The 17695-nt window shown below is 44.2% G+C and carries 15 protein-coding genes; 8 read left to right on the top strand and 7 right to left on the bottom strand.

Going from position 1 to position 17695, the window contains the following annotated elements:
* Positions 1-41 precede the first annotated feature (41 nt).
* On the top strand, positions 42-614 hold the full coding sequence (locus tag H027_RS0115110) for an O-acetyl-ADP-ribose deacetylase (protein WP_202593495.1): 573 nt from the start codon (positions 42-44) through the stop codon (positions 612-614).
* Between the two features lie 19 nt (positions 615-633).
* Here H027_RS0115110 and H027_RS0115105 read toward each other — a convergent pair whose 3' ends face one another.
* Entirely contained in the window at positions 634-909 is a 276-nt protein-coding gene (locus H027_RS0115105; protein ID WP_024873279.1) for a glutaredoxin family protein, read from the bottom strand.
* Between the two features lie 42 nt (positions 910-951).
* Entirely contained in the window at positions 952-1248 is a 297-nt protein-coding gene (locus tag H027_RS0115100; protein ID WP_024873278.1) for a Dabb family protein, read from the bottom strand.
* Between the two features lie 121 nt (positions 1249-1369).
* On the opposite strand from H027_RS0115100, the gene H027_RS0115095 reads away from it, so the two are divergent.
* Together H027_RS0115095 and H027_RS0115090 are read left to right on the top strand one after the other, a co-directional pair.
* Entirely contained in the window at positions 1370-1699 is a 330-nt protein-coding gene (locus H027_RS0115095; protein ID WP_024873277.1) for a thioredoxin family protein, read from the top strand.
* 80 nt (positions 1700-1779) lie between these two features.
* On the top strand, positions 1780-2268 hold the full coding sequence (locus tag H027_RS0115090) for a hypothetical protein (protein WP_024873276.1): 489 nt from the start codon (positions 1780-1782) through the stop codon (positions 2266-2268).
* 1 nt (position 2269) lies between these two features.
* Here the strand turns inward: H027_RS0115090 and mscL are convergent, their stop codons facing one another.
* Positions 2270-2719, bottom strand: coding sequence for a large-conductance mechanosensitive channel protein MscL (gene mscL / locus H027_RS0115085; RefSeq protein WP_024873275.1), 450 nt, complete (start codon positions 2717-2719; stop codon positions 2270-2272).
* A gap of 155 nt (positions 2720-2874) precedes the next feature.
* On the opposite strand from mscL, the gene H027_RS0115080 reads away from it, so the two are divergent.
* The 4 genes from H027_RS0115080 to H027_RS0115065 are packed head-to-tail and all read left to right on the top strand — an operon-like array spanning position 2875 to position 8139.
* Positions 2875-3846 carry a Gfo/Idh/MocA family protein gene (locus tag H027_RS0115080; protein WP_024873274.1) on the top strand — a complete coding sequence of 324 codons (972 nt, stop codon included), beginning with the start codon at positions 2875-2877 and terminating at the stop codon, positions 3844-3846.
* 24 nt (positions 3847-3870) lie between these two features.
* Positions 3871-4668, top strand: coding sequence for a penicillin-insensitive murein endopeptidase (gene mepA, locus H027_RS0115075; RefSeq protein WP_024873273.1), 798 nt, complete (start codon positions 3871-3873; stop codon positions 4666-4668).
* A complete protein-coding gene (locus H027_RS0115070; protein ID WP_024873272.1) occupies positions 4665-6422 on the top strand; it encodes an ABC transporter transmembrane domain-containing protein in 1758 nt (585 codons plus the stop codon). Before mepA ends, H027_RS0115070 begins: the two co-directional genes overlap by 4 nt.
* A complete protein-coding gene (locus H027_RS0115065) occupies positions 6415-8139 on the top strand; it encodes an ABC transporter ATP-binding protein (protein WP_024873271.1) in 1725 nt (574 codons plus the stop codon). The genes H027_RS0115070 and H027_RS0115065 overlap by 8 nt, the downstream gene beginning before the upstream one ends.
* Positions 8140-8234: 95 nt before the next feature.
* Here H027_RS0115065 and H027_RS0115060 read toward each other — a convergent pair whose 3' ends face one another.
* Entirely contained in the window at positions 8235-8441 is a 207-nt protein-coding gene (locus H027_RS0115060; protein WP_012729494.1) for a cold-shock protein, read from the bottom strand.
* Between the two features lie 250 nt (positions 8442-8691).
* Here H027_RS0115060 and H027_RS0115055 point away from each other — a divergent pair, with 250 nt between their 5' ends.
* Positions 8692-10581: a hypothetical protein gene (locus tag H027_RS0115055; protein ID WP_024873270.1), complete on the top strand. Its 1890-nt coding sequence runs from the start codon at positions 8692-8694 to the stop codon at positions 10579-10581.
* A 76-nt stretch (positions 10582-10657) separates the two neighbouring features.
* Here the strand turns inward: H027_RS0115055 and hrpA are convergent, their stop codons facing one another.
* The 3 genes from hrpA to H027_RS0115040 form a co-directional block, all read right to left on the bottom strand.
* Positions 10658-14527, bottom strand: coding sequence for an ATP-dependent RNA helicase HrpA (hrpA, locus tag H027_RS0115050; RefSeq protein ID WP_038150093.1), 3870 nt, complete (start codon positions 14525-14527; stop codon positions 10658-10660).
* 133 nt (positions 14528-14660) lie between these two features.
* Complete coding sequence (locus H027_RS0115045) at positions 14661-15077, bottom strand: response regulator (protein ID WP_024873268.1); 417 nt, start codon at positions 15075-15077, stop codon at positions 14661-14663.
* Positions 15078-15129: 52 nt separating this feature from the next.
* Positions 15130-17694, bottom strand: coding sequence for an ATP-binding protein (locus tag H027_RS0115040; RefSeq protein WP_024873267.1), 2565 nt, complete (start codon positions 17692-17694; stop codon positions 15130-15132).
* Position 17695 lies beyond the last annotated feature (1 nt).

Raw genomic sequence — 17695 nt, 5'->3', positions numbered from 1 at the left:
GCCGTTGATGTGACCGATTTTCTGCCAAATTTAAGGTGTTAGTGAAACTTATAATCATCCCTAGCCGGAAAATCAGCCGAGATAAAAAGATCATGACAGCTAAGATCCATGCACTGATTGCGGATATAACCACCTTGCAGGTGGAAGCCATTGTGAATGCCGCCAACTCCCGCTTAATGGCAGGTGGCGGCATAGATGGAGCCATCCATCGGGCGGCTGGCCCTGAATTGCAAAGAGCCTGCGATCAACTGGGAGGATGTACCACTGGCGATGCAAAGCTCACCAAGGGGTTTCAATTACCTGCAAAATATATCATCCATGCCGTTGGCCCGATCTGGCATGGCGGCTCTCGCGGGGAAGCACAATATCTGGCTTCTTGCTATCAGCGCAGTCTTGAGGTTGCCGCCGAAGCGGGTATCACCTCCATTGCATTTCCCTGCCTCAGTACAGGCATTTTCGGTTATCCGGCGCACAAAGCTGCACAAATCGCACTCATGACGGTTACCGAAACAGCAAAGCGGTTCAGCACTATCAAAGAAATTATTTTCTGTTGTTTTTCGCAGGAGGATTTCGAGCTTTATCAACATTATCTGTCAACTGCGGCTTCAGAATAATGAAGCCGCAACATGATAGTCACACCGCAAACTGCTGTTTCAGGTAGGCAATAATGTCCATCGATTCATACATCCAATGACTCTGATGTTCATCATCAACAATGCGCAGGCAGGGAACCTGACGTTTTCCGCCCCCGGTCATCAGGGCTTCTAAATGTACACCTTCAGCTATATTTCGGTTTTCAATCTTGATCCCCGCTTGCTCACAATAGTCCAAGACTCGAACACAAAACGGACAGGATGGCCGGATATAAAGCGCCAGACGATTCAGATCAACAACAGCCGGAAATGACATAACCAACTCCTCAGAAAGAAAATCAACATATCAGCTACATTTTTAACAAACGTAATCGAATACCAGAATATCTGCAATATGTGGTCTGAAACGTGGTTTAATTTTTACGTGCTCAGGATGCGGTAAATAGTTATCTCTCGCTGTCTCATCCGTAAAATCGATAGTAATGCAGTGGGTATAATGCTTATTTTTCCCTTCTGGGCTTACATTCTCTCCAGCCGTTATGGCAACAATACCTTCTATTTTTTCTTTCAGGCTAACAAATAATGCAAATATTTCACGGATATCAAGTTCTGTTGTTTCATCGGTAAATTGCAATAACAGTATATGTCTGATCATAATGATTCCTTATTTAGCTGAATTGATTATGCAGTAGCACCATCATTACTCACAATGCGCCATTCACTGCTATTGTTTTATATATCTATATTGTTCACATATTAAAATATTGGAGGTTTCTATGACCATGCCTGTTTATCAGGAAACAGAACCATCACTCGCTGAAGTTGAAGCATTTATCGGCCCGGCGGTTATTGAATTTGGCAATAGCTGGTGCGGTTTTTGTCAAGGCGCACAGCCTTATATTTCTGCCGCCATGGCTAACCATCCTGAATTACCGCATCTGCATATTGCGGATGGTCGGGGAAAACCGTTAGGCCGTGCATTTAAGGTCAAATTATGGCCAACCCTGATCTTTTTACAAGATGGACAAGAGGTTGCCCGCGTTGTTCGCCCTGAAACCACAGAGGTTATAAATCAAGCATTGGCACAATTTAATCTAGCCAAATAAATTAACACTCAAACTATAAGTACTTAACAGCACAAAGTTAATGTTAAAATGAACGGCTTGGTTGCTGTTGGAGTGCTGTTTTGTTTCGTTTTCATTGTGAAGGGTTTAACGGCGAACGGGCTGATATTTCCGTGCTGGCAGTTGACTGGTCCATTTCAAGCGATGTTTCTTTTTCGTGCAATGATGATCAATTTGCGTGTCTGTTACTGAGCGGATGCCGAAGTGACAGCGGCGGTTTTTTTAATCTGCTCGCAGGCACCAAACCCATGTATGTCGAACAATGGCTCGAATACCTGCAAGAACAGCAAAAAATTAAACAGGTCAGCCTCAAAATCACATTACCAGATGACGTTGAATACAATAAAGCATTGGGTCTTAGTGAAGAGAACATCCAGCAGCTTCTGCCGATGATCTTTAAAGTGGGTGGATTTAACCGCTTACAGCTCAACCGCTATCTGAAACAGCGCAGTAATCCGGCGACACTCTCTACACGCTATGGCCCCGCCGAATTACAACGCTATCGGATATTGAATGACATTATCCGTCTGCTGAATAAATTACGTGGTTAAATCATGACGTCAATTCTGACGTACAATGTGGGCAACGTGTCGCCTCCAACGCGATCTCAGAACAACAATGCGGACATTTTTTCGTGTTTACCGGCGCCGCTTCCTCGCCAGAACGTAGCTTGTTCATCGCTTTTACAATCATAAACAGTGCAAAAGCGACAATGGTGAAACTGATCACGGCATTCACAAACAAACCAAAATTCAATGTCACCGCACCAGCCGCCTTCGCTTCCGCCAACGTATGATACGGCGCGGCCGCTTTAGCGCCTTCCTTCAATACCAGGAAAAAATCAGAAAAATCGACACCACCCAGCAATAAACCAATCGGCGGCATGAGAACGTCATCCACCATACTTTTCACTATCGCACTGAATGACGCACCGATAACAATACCGACGGCCATATCAACGACATTGCCACGCATGGCAAATTTCTTAAATTCACTGAACATTGTGTCTCTCCTGCTCACAAATAGGTCGTCATTGAAAATAGTGAATTACATATTCGTAACAACTGAAATACATCTTATGTGACAGATGAAGCTTTTAGCAAACGAATCCCTTATAAGAGTAAACTACATTCAACTCATTATAGGAAGGATAACCAATGAAAGCGGGTGTAATAGGCACAAATTGGGGCCGAGTCCACGTCCAGGGCTTAAGAAAAGCGGGTTGTGATGTCATTGCCATGATGGCGCATGATGCCGAGCTGGTTGCCAGAATAGCAGCCGAAGATAATATTCCTCATCATGGTACAGAACTTTCCATTCTCCATGATTGTGACATCGTCGCTATCGCAACGCCCACTGCAACCCATCTCTCTTATCTACAGGCATTGCAGAATAAAATTCTGTTATGCGAAAAACCGCTGGGCTTGACACCAGAGAATAAATCGCAATTTCTCGCCCTCAACGCCCCCCATAGCTATATCAGTTTCCCGTTTCCCTTTCTTGATTCAGCAAAGCAACTACAACACTTGATCCAAAGCGGTGATTTTGGTGAACTCATGCGGATCACGGTGGTTGCAGGCGTCAATCTGCCCTACCCCAAAACCCCCGTGGAATGGTTTATGGAAGATATGATCCATCCATTCTCACTGCTGAATCATCTGTTCGGTGAAATGACTTTTTTGGGTGCCCGCCAAGGTACCGGTTGCAATATTTCCGCGCAATTACAATGTCAGCACGCCTTGGTTGATCTTCTGCTGTGTCCATGGCCACATCCCGGTTTACATTTTGACATAACCTTAATTGGCACTAAAAATGCCTATCAGCTTCGCGGCGGTTTTCGCCCAGACCGGCAGTGGTGGATGGAACCGTTAATGATTGACGATATAGCCCATGGCCAGGGCGAAGAAGCCAAAGATGCCATTTGGATCAGAGCCAACCACCGAGTCGTCAACACCTTAATTCAATACGAAAAAAAGGAAATAAATGAGGCCGAATCCATAGCATTGGGTCTATTCCCTTTGCAACGGGCTTTGGCGATGGAACAAAGCCTGCTACCCTTGTGGCACGCACTTGCTCAGTATGATCAAAGCCCCACTTTAGCGGGTAATATGATCTGGCAAACAAAGTAACATTTGTAGGAATTATCAACTGTCATGTATCAATGGATCTTAATTGCTGCCATGAGTAATCCATGGACGCAGCAGACTACGCCTAGCCATGGTCCTGCAGAAGCAATCGGCGGTTATGCTGCAGGTTGCCTGCAGGGTGCCATCGAATTGCCTGAACATGGGCTCGGATATCAGATCCTGCGACCACAGGAAAAGCGGTATTTCGGCCATCCGATCATGGAGCAATATGTGTTGGATCTGGCTCGTCAGGCTAAAAAAGTAGGCTTACCTGATATTCTGGTTGGCGATATGGCGATGGCGAAGGGGGGACCATTCCCTACTGGTCATCGCAGCCACCAAAGCGGGCTTGATACCGATTTTTGGTTCCGTTTCGCGAAAAAAACATTGAGCAGCACAGAACGCAACCATATCGAACCATTGGAAATGGTTGATTTCAAAAGCAATCACGTCAATAAAAACTTTGGTCAACAACAAATAACCTTGCTGAAACTGGCAGCACAAGATCCTCGCGTCGAGCGCATTTTTGTCAATCCGCCGATCAAACAAGCCATGTGCGAACAATATGCTGCCAGTAACCCAGCCTGGTTAGGAAAACTACGTCCCTGGTTTGGTCATAGCGCTCATTTTCATGTCCGTCTGCACTGCCCGGTTGGCAGTAAAGACTGTGAACCACAAAAAGCGCCACCACCCGGCACGGGTTGTGGTTACGAATTACAATCTTGGCTGACCAAGCCAGCCATGATAAGCAGTACGCCCGCCCCTAACCCTATACCGAAATTACCGGGGCGTTGTGAACTCCTTCTTTCGAATAAAAAACGATGACTTTGATTTGGCAGTTATCTTGGTTTTTCCGCGCGCAGTGGAAACGTTATTTACTGACGGTCAGCGTGCTATGTTTTATTGCCGTCATCCAAACCAGAGTCCCATTACTGATTGGTGAAATGATTGATACCGTTGTCAATGCGCCACAAGGTATGGCAATTTGGCCGCGTTTTCAGCCATTAATCCTGTCGTTATTGGCCATTGGTTTGCTGGTGTATGTTCTTCGTTACATATGGCGTGTAGCACTGTATGGTGCAGCATACCGATTGGGATATCTATTACGCCAGCAGCTTTATCAGCACTATCTGGCCATGGACCCTGACTTTTTCCGCCGCCACCGAACCGGTGAACTGATTGCGCATGTCAGTAACGATATCCAGGCTGTCGAAATGACCGCCGGAGAAGGCATTCTCACGTTGGTTGATTCGTTGTTTATGGGGTGTCTGGTTCTGTGGATCATGATAACCCATTATTCACTACCACTTACATTACTCTCACTGATCCCTCTGCCCATCATGGCTTTTTTAGTAGCTCGCATTGGCAGGGAAATTCATCTGGCATTTGGCAAAGCACAAGCTGCGTTTGGTGAGGTGAATAATATAGCGCATGAAAACATGAGCGGTTTACGCACCTTGCGCCTTTTTGCTGCTGAACAATATGCCGAGCAACAAATGGAAAAATCGGCTGCAGCGGCTAATCAGGCCAATATGCAGGTAGCCCGGGTAGACGCAAAATTTGAACCCGTCATTTATCTCTGTATTGGCAGCGCATATCTGCTTGCGATTGCAGGGGGAAGCTGGTTGGTTTTTCAACATCAATTAACTATTGGCCAGCTCACCAGTTTCAGCCTTTATCTCGGCCAATTGATCTGGCCTATGTTTGCTATTGCCTGGTTATTTAACATCCTGGAACGTGGCAATGCGGCATATCATCGTATTCAAACTGTTTTAACCACAGAAACGCAATTAACGTCGGGGAATGAAACTCATCCTGCTGATGGTCATTCGTTGAACATAAAGATCGAACGATTTGATAATGAAAATGGCGCTCCTCTGCTCTCACATATTCACTTGAATATTAATGCCGGGGAACTCATTGGTATTGTCGGGCCAACCGGTGCCGGAAAAAGCACATTGCTGAAACTCATCCAGCGTTTTGCCGATCCGCATCAAGGGAATATTGCACTAAACAATCGCGTATTACCCGACTGGTCATTAGCAAAATTACGCGAACAATTTGCCTATGTGCCGCAAGAGCCCTATCTCTTCTCTTTATCGGTTGCAGAAAACATCGCTTTGGGTCGCCCAGAGGCAACAGAAGAAGAAATCATCGTTGCAGCACAACTAGCTGAATTACACCATGATATTTTAGGCTTGCCACATGGTTACCAAACCGCTGTCGGTGAGCGCGGAATTACACTCTCTGGAGGACAAAAACAGCGATTGGCACTGGCTCGCGCCTGGTTAACCAGCCGCCCCTACCTCTTACTGGATGACGCCTTATCTGCTGTGGATGCTAAAACCGCATCAAAGATCCTGCATAACTTGCTTACCACAGCGCGTGATACCACATTATTAATGGTGACTCACCGGTTACAAGGATTAGAACAAGCTGATCAGATCCTCGTCTTGGAACAGGGTGAGCAAAAAGAAACTGGCTCCCACGCTTCGTTATTAGAAAACAGCGGTTGGTATGCGCAAACCTGGCGCTATCAGCAGCTAGAGCAGGCACTCACGGGAGAGGACAGTGAATAAGACATTATTACGACTGCTTGCCTATTGTAAACCGCACTACCGCTTGATCTTCAGCGGGCTTATTTTTTTGTTTCTTTCTGCATTTGCAGAGATCTGTGGGCCATTGCTAATAAAACATTTTATTGATACCCGCCTTGCTGCGGGTTTATGGGTTTTGAATGAAATCATTGTGTTCATTCTGGCCTATATGGCACTCCAAGGAATTGCCGCCTTTAGCAGTTATCGACAAACACTTCTATTCAACCGCGTCGCGCAATCAATTATCAAAGAACTCAGGCAAAGTACTTTTTCAGCGGCATTACGTCTGCCTGCCCGTTATTTAGATCAGCATCAGACCGGTCATCTGATATCAACCATTGGCAATGACACAGAGACACTGTTACAGCTTTATATACAAGTCATTGGTCAGTCAGTACAAAAAATCGTTTTTCTGATCAGCATCCTATGCGGCATGTTCTGGCTTAACTGGCAGATGGCCAGCGTTATTGTCTTCATGATGCTAATCACCTTCATCGTGATGCAGGTATACCAGAAAAGCTCTATGCCTTGGTCACGACAAGCCCGACAATCCATGTCAGACCTTAACCATCAATTAAATGAAACATTACAGGGCATCCCCATTATTCAATCCCTGGTGCAAGAAGCGCAATTTGCTGAAAAGTTTGCAGCATCAAACCAACAGCATTACGCATCTCGCATGAAGGTTCTGCAACTTAACGGTTTATTGCTGCGCCCCATGATTGACCTGCTTTACATTTTCACTCTGGGCACATTGTTGAGTTGGTTTGCCATTCAGGGAACATCTCACATTCAGGTGGGGATCATCTATGCGTTCGTCAGTTACATGGGGCGGATGATCGAACCTATAAATGAACTTACCAACCAGTTAACTCAAGTTCAGCAATCCCTCATTGCTGGCGAACGACTGTTCAATTTACTCGATACCGAAAAAGAAATGACCGGTACTTATCAACACCCCATTCAGGGAAACATCCGATTTGATAACGTGAGTTTCCGTTATCATTCCGACGGTGATTTGGTATTACAGAATATTAATCTGGAATTGCAACGAGGGAAAATGATGGCCCTAGTTGGTCATACAGGAAGTGGCAAATCCACCATACTGCATTTACTTAGCCATATGTACCAAGTTACGACTGGTGCCATTCTGATTGAACATCAGAACATCAGTAAATGGGATCTGAATCATTTGCGCACGCACATTGGTGTTATCCAGCAAGATCCTTTTATCTTTGCCGGGACTGTAGCTGAGAACGTTCGGTTTGGTCGCTCAAATATCAGTGATGAGGACATCATACAAACACTGACGCATGTTCAGTGGTTTGACAGTATGCAGCCTGCTGAAGCGCTTACCATGACATTACAGGAGGGCGGGAAAAATATCTCTGCCGGGCAACGACAATTACTTTCGTTTGCCCGCGCGTTAGTAACACACCCGCCTATCTTAGTGCTTGATGAAGCAACAGCTAACGTTGATTCACAAACCGAACACCACCTGCAACAAGCTATTGCATCTATTCGAAAGCAACATGCATGGCTCATTGTTGCCCATCGGTTATCCACCATCGTCGATGCAGACGAAATCCTCGTTTTACAGCACGGTAAAATTATTGAACGCGGTAATCATGCATCCTTGCTGGCCGCAAACAAACATTACGCCATGTTGTATCAGTTACAGCAAATGTCATCCAACTAATCGTTACCACCGAGACAGTGTAGCTGTGGTTTTGCAAAAAAAATGATCAAAAAAAAAGCGCCCCAAGGCGCTTTTTTTATCTGATGCTGTATAAATTACAGTACAGTTACGTTTTCAGCCTGTGGGCCTTTCTGGCCTTGAGTCACAGTGAACTGAACGCGTTGGCCTTCAGCCAGGGTTTTGAAACCGGTAGAGTTGATAGCACGGAAATGAACAAACACATCCGGACCTTCATCCTGCTGAATAAAACCAAAACCTTTAGCTTCGTTGAACCATTTAACTTTGCCAGTACGTACGGACATAACACTTTTCCTAACACAAAATACTTGAGCCTTTCGGCCATTAACGCTGAAAGGGGTTTACTTAAAGAGACAACGATGACTTTCTTGTAGGAAATGACGTCGAATGCCACGTAAGCGCTACCGCACTATCAGTTGATACCAATCTAAAGCATTCCAAGCCGAAGTCAATTAAAAACAGTAATGAAAAAAATAATATTTCTTTTACAATTGACTAGCATTTAATTTTGATACCCCACTTAGGATAACAAACATGAAAAACGGGATTTTATATGCTGCTGTTGCCGCTGCAATTGCAGGTGGTGTTTACTATGCAACGCAACATCCGGCAGGGAATACGGAAACCAGCCTTAACTATATCCCAGCGGATACCCTTGTCTTTATGGGAGATAGTGAGCCAGCATCTTGGCAAGAGACTATTTCTCCGCTACAAACCCGCTTCTCACAATTATTTACAGGCGGAACAACGACTTCATTAAAAGAAATCGAACATCTGCAAAAAGAAATTGAATCTAAACCAGAAAAATGGAATGACGGATTAAAAATTATTTTCGGACTTTATGCCGAATATGTGACAAATCTCACCAAAGGAGCAATTAATCCTCAAGCTTTTGGGGTTGCCGATAAATTAGATGCTGCTTTTTATACTGTCGGCGCATTACCTGTTTTACGTTTTAAATTAGAAAATGAAGCTAATTTCGACAAATTAATTAGTGCGGCTGAATTGCGTACAAAAGCAAAATCAGATATCGCTAAAATTAAAGACTTTACTTATAAGCGCTATTTTTTTAAACAAGATCCACATCCCATCGCCTTTGCTATCGGCAAAAAAGATGGCTATGCGGTGATGACGCTCGATATGGGTAACATGATCCCGGCGGATGATCTCTCAATTGCATTTGGTATCACCAAACCGGCGCAATCCCTGAAGCAATCCGGTCTGTTAGATAAGCTTGTTCAACAATATAACTTCCGTAAAAGTTCTCTCGGCTTTATCAATAATGAGCTGTTAGTAAAAACAATAACACGTGCCGATAGCCCTCTTGCAAAATTACTGGATCAGCTCAACGATGGTGAAAGCTCAAAGAACCTGAGTGATTATCGAACTCCTGAATGCCAAAAAGATATTGAAGGTATGGCATCACTCTGGCCGAGAGAAATATTTGGGTACACCAATCTGGATACGAAAGGAAATCCTATTCGTTTCGACAGTACCTTCAAAGTCGAATCAAACGATGCGGCAACAATGGGTTCGTTACAGAAGTTACGAGGCTTCATTCCTGACTTTGATAAAGACAATAAAGCACTGGCCAGTATGGGTGTTGGTCTCAATGTTGATGAACTGGCTCCGGTTATCACGGAGTTATGGAATCGGGCAACTCAAGCCCAGCTGACTTGTGCCCCATTGAAAGATATACAAAGCAGTCTGAAGATGTCTAACCCATCGATGCTGGCTATGGGTACTGCTATGGTACAGGGCCTGGAAGGGGTCAATTTTAATCTTCAAGAACTGAAACTGAAAAATGATGCCGTTGATATGCCGGCAGCAATTGAAAAACTTGGCTTTGTTGCATCAATCTCCAGTAAACAGCCTCAACAATTGTGGGGAATGTTGGGGATGGTTAATCCTCAATTAACCGATATGGTCAAACTCCCAGCCGATGGAGAAAGTGTCGATTTGCCGATTCCACCAGTATTAGCATTACCAGAAAAGATCAAATTGGGTCACTATGGACAACATATTGCCATTTTTGCGGGTGAATCTGGCGCCAAACTGGCCGCATCACTGGCTAAACAACCACTGACAGCCAATGGCTTCTATCAGTTAGGTTTTGATTACAGTTTGTTGGCGGATATAGCCCAGTTTAGTCGTCATCAGTTTGAAATGGCAGAAAAGGCAACTGCTAACGAACAAGCCATGCAGGCAACCACCTCAGCTGGAATGAGTACTGAGCCATCCGCCGCCGTCACTACAGCCACTTCGGCGACCGCTGGCACGGTTGATTCAACTAAAACCAAAGAAGTTCAACAAGTTGTAACAATGCTTGAGCAAATGAGAGGCGTTCGTTTGCAGACAGGGTTGGACTTTGAACCGACAGGGATCACCGTAAAAGGTTCTATGGAACTGCCACAGCAAAAATAAAACCTTACGGTAGCCAATATAATACAGGCCTCGTAACGAGGCCTGTTTGTTATGACAAGAGCGTGAACAGTGGTTATTACAATTTAATCGATTCTATCGCTTGTAATACCCGCTTATCAGATACCGCATACGGCGTGCCTAAAACTTGGGCAAAATACGAAATACGCAATTCTTCTATCATCCAGCGTATATTTTGGATCTCTTCCGGTATTGCCTGCCCTTTCGGTAATTTTCCCAGAAGTTGCTGATACGCCTGTTCAACCTGCTGCACCTTTAGCATATACATGCGGTCACGATTTGCATCGACCGGAATTTTTTCCATGCGTCGCTCAATCCCTTTCATGTAACGCAGCAGATCCGGCAAACGAGCAGCGCCAGTTTCTGTTACAAATCCTTTATGAATCAAACGTTCTAGTTGCGCTTGAATATCAGAATGTGCAAACGCCAATTCCAGTGTCATTTTTCCTTTGAAATGTTTACGAATACCATGTGCGGCAGTCAGGATCTGTTCTACTTGGGCTGCTATTTTGACAACTGACTCGTTTAATTCGCCACGGATCGTTTCTTTCTGCTGTTGGAATGCTTCGCTATCCCACAACAAACCGCCATGCTGCTGCATCAGCTGATCGCAACCACATGCAATACAGTCATCAATAAGGTCGGTAACTTTACCAAAGGGGGTGAAATAGAGCCCCAGCTTTGCCTTATTCGGTAATTTTTCCTGTAGATATTTAATCGGTGAAGGCACATTTAACAAGATCAGACGGCGCTGTCCTGCCCACATGGCAACCTGTTGGGCCGCAGGCGAATCAAATAACTGGATAGCCACTGAGTCTTTTTGATCAACGAGTGCCGGATAGGCTTTTACCTCGAAACCGGCTCGCTTCTGACTATATTGTTGTGGCAAAGGCCCAAAGCTCCAGAGTGTGAGCCCTTCTTGTTCAATATCATCATCGACAACCTGGGATAAGGTCTGTTGAACCTGCCCCCGTAACTGTTCTTTCAACGCCAATAGATCTTTACTTTCGGCTATCTTCCGGCGTTTATCATCAATGATCCGGAACGTCATTTTAAGGTGATCGGGGATCGTATTGATATCCCAGCACTCCCGGGGCACCGTTAGACCACTCATACGTTTTAGCTGTCGCTCAACCGCATCCAACAGAGGACCTTGTTCCGGTGAAACAGAAGCCAGTAATGCATCCGCATAATTGGGTGCTGGAACAAAATTCTTACGCCATTGTTTTGGTAATGATTTAATTAATGCAACCAGCAACTCATGCCGCATACCGGGAATTAACCAATCAAAACCTATCAATTCAACCTGATTTAACAGCGGCAGAGGAATATGAACGGTAACCCCATCCGCCTCATCGCCGGGTTCAAATTGATAAGACAGGCGAAACTTCAGTCGCCCTTGGGTCCACTGGTTTGGGTAATCTCGCTCATTAATATGCGATGCGTCACCCTGTAATAACATTTCGCGTTCAAAATTCAGTAGCTCTGGTGTTTCTTTGCTGGTTACTTTCCACCAGGCATCAAAATGGCGGGCAGACACAACTTCGGCCGGAATATGGGCATCATAAAATTGGTAGAGAGTTTCATCATCGACCAAAATATCACGACGACGGGATTTCGCCTCCAGAACCTCAACTTCTGCCAGTAATTTACGGTTTTCAGCGAAAAAACGGTGCCGTGTTTCAAAGTCACCTTCGACCAAAGCCCTGCGGATAAACAGTTCCCGACTAACGACCGGGTCAATATTGCCATACTGAACTTCGCGGTCAGCGACTAAGGTGATGCCATAGAGCGTCACTTTTTCTGATGCTAATACGGCTCCCGCTTTTTTCGACCAGCGAGGGTCACTGTAATGTGTTTTGATCAAATGACCGGCTAATGGCTCGATCCACTCCGGCTGAATACGGGCCGCAATACGGCCATATAAACGCGATGTTTCTGTCAGTTCAGCAACCATGCTCCATTTTGGCGGCTTTTTAAAAAGTCCGGAGCCAGGGAAAATCATAAATCGGGCATTTCTGGCCCCGATGTATTCTGATTTGTCGCCGTCCTTCACACCAATATGACTCAATAACCCCGTCAAAATGGCACTGTGCAGCGCTTGTGCTGAAGCGGGCTGCTGATTGATCATTAGACCAAGTTCACGAGTCGCCTGACGCACCTGATAATGGATATCCTGCCATTCTCGCAAACGTAAATAGGCCAGATATTCTTTCTGACACTGCTTACGGAACTGGTTCTGTGACAGAGAATCCTGCTGTTCCTGCACATAATGCCAAAGATTGATAAATGACTGAAAATCAGAATCTTTATCTTCAAACCGGCGATGCTTTTCATCAGCAGCTTGTTGTTTATCCATTGGGCGTTCACGCGGATCCTGAATACTCAAGGCGCTGGTCACAATCAGGATCTCTTCGAGACAATCAAACTTCGGTGCAGCCAACACCATACGCGCTAAACGGGGGTCCAGCGGAATGCGTGACAATTGTCGACCCAGAGATGTCAGTCGTAATGCTTGTTTGCCCTCAATGGAACCACTGACAGCGCCTAATTCTTCCAACAACCGCAATCCGTCTTTTATATGACGAACATCAGGCGCTTCCACAAACGGAAAACGACTCATATCGCCCAGACCTAAGGCCAGCATTTGCAAAATGACGGACGCCAGATTGGTTCGCAATATTTCCGGATCGGTAAACTCCGGGCGCCCTAAAAAATCCAATTCAGAATAAAGCCGGATGCAAATACCAGCCGCAACACGACCGCAACGACCTTTTCTCTGATTTGCACTCGCCTGAGAAATAGGTTCTATCGGTAATCGCTGAACTTTAGTCCGATAAGAATAACGGCTTATACGCGCAGTCCCGGGATCGATAACATAGCGAATGCCGGGAACCGTCAATGATGTTTCAGCCACGTTGGTCGCTAAGATAATGCGACGGCCGACATGCGGAGAAAATATCCTGTTTTGCTCTGCATTCGACAACCGCGAGTACAGCGGCAAAATTTCCGTATCACGCAGATTCCGTTTTCGTAAAGCATCAGCCGTATCCCTGATCTCACGCTCACCATTCAGAAAGATCAGTATATCCCCTAGCCCTTCCTCACACAGCTCGTCCACGGCATTGAACAACCCCTGTAACGGGTCATTTTCTTCATCTTCCTGCCATGGACGATAACGGACTTCCACCGGATAGGTGCGACCTGAAACTTCAATGACTGGTGCATTACCAAAGTGGCGAGAAAAACGTTGCGGATCAATCGTCGCAGAAGTAATGACCACCTTTAAATCAGGACGTTTCGGTAATAGTTGCTTCAGATAGCCCAGAATAAAATCAATATTAAGACTTCGCTCATGGGCCTCATCGATGATGATGGTGTCATATTGCATCAGCAAACGATCATTCTGGATTTCTGCCAGCAGAATGCCGTCGGTCATGAGTTTGATATATGAGTTTTCATTCACTTGATCGTGAAAACGCACTTTATAACCCACATGCGTTCCCAGCTCACAATGCAGTTCTTCTGCAATACGAGCCGCCACCGTTCGCGCAGCCAGACGACGAGGTTGAGTATGACCAATCATCCCTTTCTGACCTCGACCGGCCTCAATACAAATTTTGGGCAGCTGTGTTGTCTTGCCGGAACCTGTCTCCCCGGCCACAATGACAACTTGGTGCTGCCGAATTGCCTCTGCAATTTCATGGCGCTTATCAGTAACAGGAAGATCAGGATAATGTAACTGTGGGATATTTTGCTGACGCAATGCGGCACGCGCCTGCGCTTTTTCCAATTCTTGCTCAATAATTGCTAAAACAGCCGCTTTCTTATTGGCAGGTAAACGCTGCACACCTTGCAAACGGCGTTGCAACTGAACTTGATCAACAGGCAAACAGGTAGCGAGTTGGCTATGTAGTGAACGAAGAATTGCGTCAGACAAAACGTGACTCCAGATCGGTTAACACAGGCAATATAATATCTAGGTGATTTTATGCCTGAGAATGCTAACAGGTCAGCGCCGATCCAGAAACCTTTGATTAATATTCTCGACTTGAAGCTGGTTATTTCTGAATTAATATTGCTCGAATACAATCCAACATTTTTTCCTGATTGAAAGGCTTTGTAATAAATGCACTAGCCCCCATGGCGAGAGCCTGAGCTCTCCAGCGATCTTCATGTAAGGCAGTCAGAAAAATAACAGGGGGTAATGATGCGCCAAATTCCATTTGCAGCTCAGAAAAAAGTTGGATGCCGTCTTTCTGCGGCATACTCAAATCCATGATGATTAAATTAATATCAACACTATTTAGCCATTCTGATACACGAAACGGATCACTTTCAAGATAGATATTCTTATAACCGCCGCCCCCCAAAAAAGCCTTAGATAAACGCAAGTTGGTCTGAATATCATCCACAACCAAAATATGCTGCTCAAAAATCCTGTCATCACCTGTTGATTGTTCTAATGCGTTAGTCATGGCTCATACAACACTCCATTATCTATATAGCCAGTATATATAATCGCATGCTTCATGAGGCTGCGTGATTTATCATTTTTTGAATAATAGCCCGCGCATGTAACACATCGATGGGTTTAATCAGCACATAATCAAACGTCAGTTCAGGCGTCGCCTGCTGTGAGATCGACCAGATTTCATCTGTAAGTGCAATGACAGGAACAAACTTAAGTTCTTCTGTCTGCCTTATATGCTGAAGCAACACATAGGGATCCATATCCAAGAGATTCGTATCAACCAAGATCAACCGGGGATGTATCTGATTTATAATCTCGAACGCATCTACAGCTGATGACACAGAAGATATAAGGAACTGTTGTCTTTCACTTTGGCGTGTTAGCTGGTGAATGGCCTCAGAGTCACAAGCAATACACAACACGTTGCTTACTTCACCAGTAACCATCTCACCAACATCATCAGTATCTAAAGCTCGATTGAGTAGAGAGAGTTCATCATAATGATATGCATCGGGAACGTGATCTGCTAAAACCAGATCTATCCAAAAAACAGACCCTTCATTCCACTGGCTACTGAATCCAATCCGGCCACTCATTGATTCAATCAGTTGTTTCGAGATAGAAAGCCCAATTCCTGTTCCTTTTATTCCTGATGTTTCATGCCCTAACCGATTAAAAGGCGTAAATAGATCTTTATAGTTTTCAGGTAAAATACCACTCCCGCTGTCTTGAACATGAATACGTAAATACTCTTTTTCTCTTTGCGTATAAACATTGATCGTTCCATTAGGATGATTATATTTAATAGCATTTGACAGGAGATTGATAATTATTTGACGTAACCGTGTGCTATCAGCTAAAACCCATACAGAATTTTCTGGCAGTGTAACCGACAGATGTAATTGCTCTTTAATGGCTATTGGTCTGAGCATTTCACAGCATTCATTTACAATTTTAATGGCATCAATTTTTTCAATATTGAGCAATGAAACTTGTGCTTCAATATGTGATAAATTAAGTACATCATCAATCAGTTTTAATAAATGCTCCCCGGCTGTCATTATCTCGTCGATATAATCTTTTCGGTCTTGATATGACAAGTTGTTATCATCTTTCTGCAATAATTGACCAAAACCCAAGATAGCATTGAGCGGTGTTCTTAACTCATGGCTCATACTAGAAAGAAATAGACTCTTTGTTTTATTTGCGGTATCGGCTTCCTCTTTGGCTCTGCGCAAATCATATGTAATTTCATTGAGTTTTTGCCCCATATTGACAATGGCAAATGCCGTATCCTGCAACTCCGCAATTCTGAATTTGGGTTTGTCTAACTGATAATTTTCATGGCTGATTTGATCTACCATTTTTTTCATATGCAGTAAGGGTTCTGAGATCGATTTACTCATTGAGCGAGAACTTAGCCATATGAAGAAAATAAAAATTGCATAAAACAAGCAAAGACCAGCAATCATGAGGTAGCCGATTTGCTCAAATTGCTCTGCTAACGTTGTTGTTTCAGCATATACCTTATTTTCATCAACGATGGTAATAAGCCGCCAGCGTGTTTCAGGAATGGTATCCCAAGCTATCAGTTTCTTTTTGCCTTTCAGTGTTAAGAATCCTTTGCCATTGAGATTGTTTTTAATATCAAAAATGATGGGTTGAGGATCTTTACGCAAAAATAAATTAAACGCTTCTGGTTTGAAAATCTCTTTTTTAATTGCATCCTGATAACTACTCATTGTCAGTTCATGCAAACCAAAATCGGTTTCACCTTCAGGAGGTAAAGCCATAATATTGCCGTTGCTATTCACTAAAATAGCATATCCTCCCCACGGGATTTTAAGGCTTTGAATTTTTTCAATAATAGTTCCAACAGTTATATCTAAACCAACAACACCTTCTAAAAAATCACCTCTGTAAACCGGTGCAATACAGGATGCCATCCATCCATTACCTGCCGGGTCAAAATATACGTCCGTCCAATTTACTGTGTGTAACGGGTTGTTTTTTTGATCGGCCAGATAATAAAAATTATAATTCGGAATAACCATATCCACAGGATATTGGTCGGGAGTAAAAAACCAAGGATAGATTCGGTTATATGAATCCCAACTATTAAAATAAATAGCCGCAATTAATGGATTATTTTCTTTTATTTCTTTCATCAACGAGTCAAGTTGAGAAAGGCGCCATATCTTTTCATGATTTTGTTTTTCTGGTGGTGTTACTGCAGAATAAAAAGAGGCTGCACCACCTGTATTTTTTACTGAGTAGAAAACACCCTTATCAGAAAGAGCATAATTTGCTTTTTCTGCTGCAGAGACAAAGAAATGATCTTCTGTTAAAACACGCTGTGTCTCTGCACGATAAATTTCTGTCTGACGGGAAACCGATGCCAGTTGTTCACGGATAATTCCTGATTCACGTTGTGCTGAAAGTTGTAATTCGTTATCTGCTTTTTGATACAGATAATCCATGTTTGCATCACGGATGAGATTATTACTGAGCAGGTAGACAGCAATCAAAACCGTTTCAACCAACACTAATGGAATCAAAGCGCTGCGAACCATCGCACGCCACACCCATTTTTGAGTTGATACACCAATTGAATGCTGCATG

Source organism: Tolumonas lignilytica (genome assembly GCF_000527035.1).
Taxonomy (GTDB): domain Bacteria; phylum Pseudomonadota; class Gammaproteobacteria; order Enterobacterales; family Aeromonadaceae; genus Tolumonas; species Tolumonas lignilytica.
The sequence above is the reverse complement of the archived record's forward strand: the minus strand, read 5'-3'. Positions and strand labels throughout refer to the sequence as shown.

Bases quoted from the DNA above. Each gene is read 5' to 3' on its own strand.
- H027_RS0115105 (WP_024873279.1), bottom strand. From the start codon at position 909: ATGTCATTTCCGGCTGTTGTTGATCTGAATCGTCTGGCGCTTTATATC.
- H027_RS0115100 (WP_024873278.1), bottom strand. From the start codon at position 1,248: ATGATCAGACATATACTGTTATTGCAATTTACCGATGAAACAACAGAA.
- H027_RS0115095 (WP_024873277.1), top strand. From the start codon at position 1,370: ATGACCATGCCTGTTTATCAGGAAACAGAACCATCACTCGCTGAAGTT.
- mscL (WP_024873275.1), bottom strand. From the start codon at position 2,719: ATGTTCAGTGAATTTAAGAAATTTGCCATGCGTGGCAATGTCGTTGAT.
- H027_RS0115080 (WP_024873274.1), top strand. From the start codon at position 2,875: ATGAAAGCGGGTGTAATAGGCACAAATTGGGGCCGAGTCCACGTCCAG.
- mepA (WP_024873273.1), top strand. From the start codon at position 3,871: ATGTATCAATGGATCTTAATTGCTGCCATGAGTAATCCATGGACGCAG.
- H027_RS0115070 (WP_024873272.1), top strand. From the start codon at position 4,665: ATGACTTTGATTTGGCAGTTATCTTGGTTTTTCCGCGCGCAGTGGAAA.
- H027_RS0115060 (WP_012729494.1), bottom strand. From the start codon at position 8,441: ATGTCCGTACGTACTGGCAAAGTTAAATGGTTCAACGAAGCTAAAGGT.
- H027_RS0115055 (WP_024873270.1), top strand. From the start codon at position 8,692: ATGAAAAACGGGATTTTATATGCTGCTGTTGCCGCTGCAATTGCAGGT.
- H027_RS0115045 (WP_024873268.1), bottom strand. From the start codon at position 15,077: ATGACTAACGCATTAGAACAATCAACAGGTGATGACAGGATTTTTGAG.
- H027_RS0115040 (WP_024873267.1), bottom strand. From the start codon at position 17,694: ATGCAGCATTCAATTGGTGTATCAACTCAAAAATGGGTGTGGCGTGCG.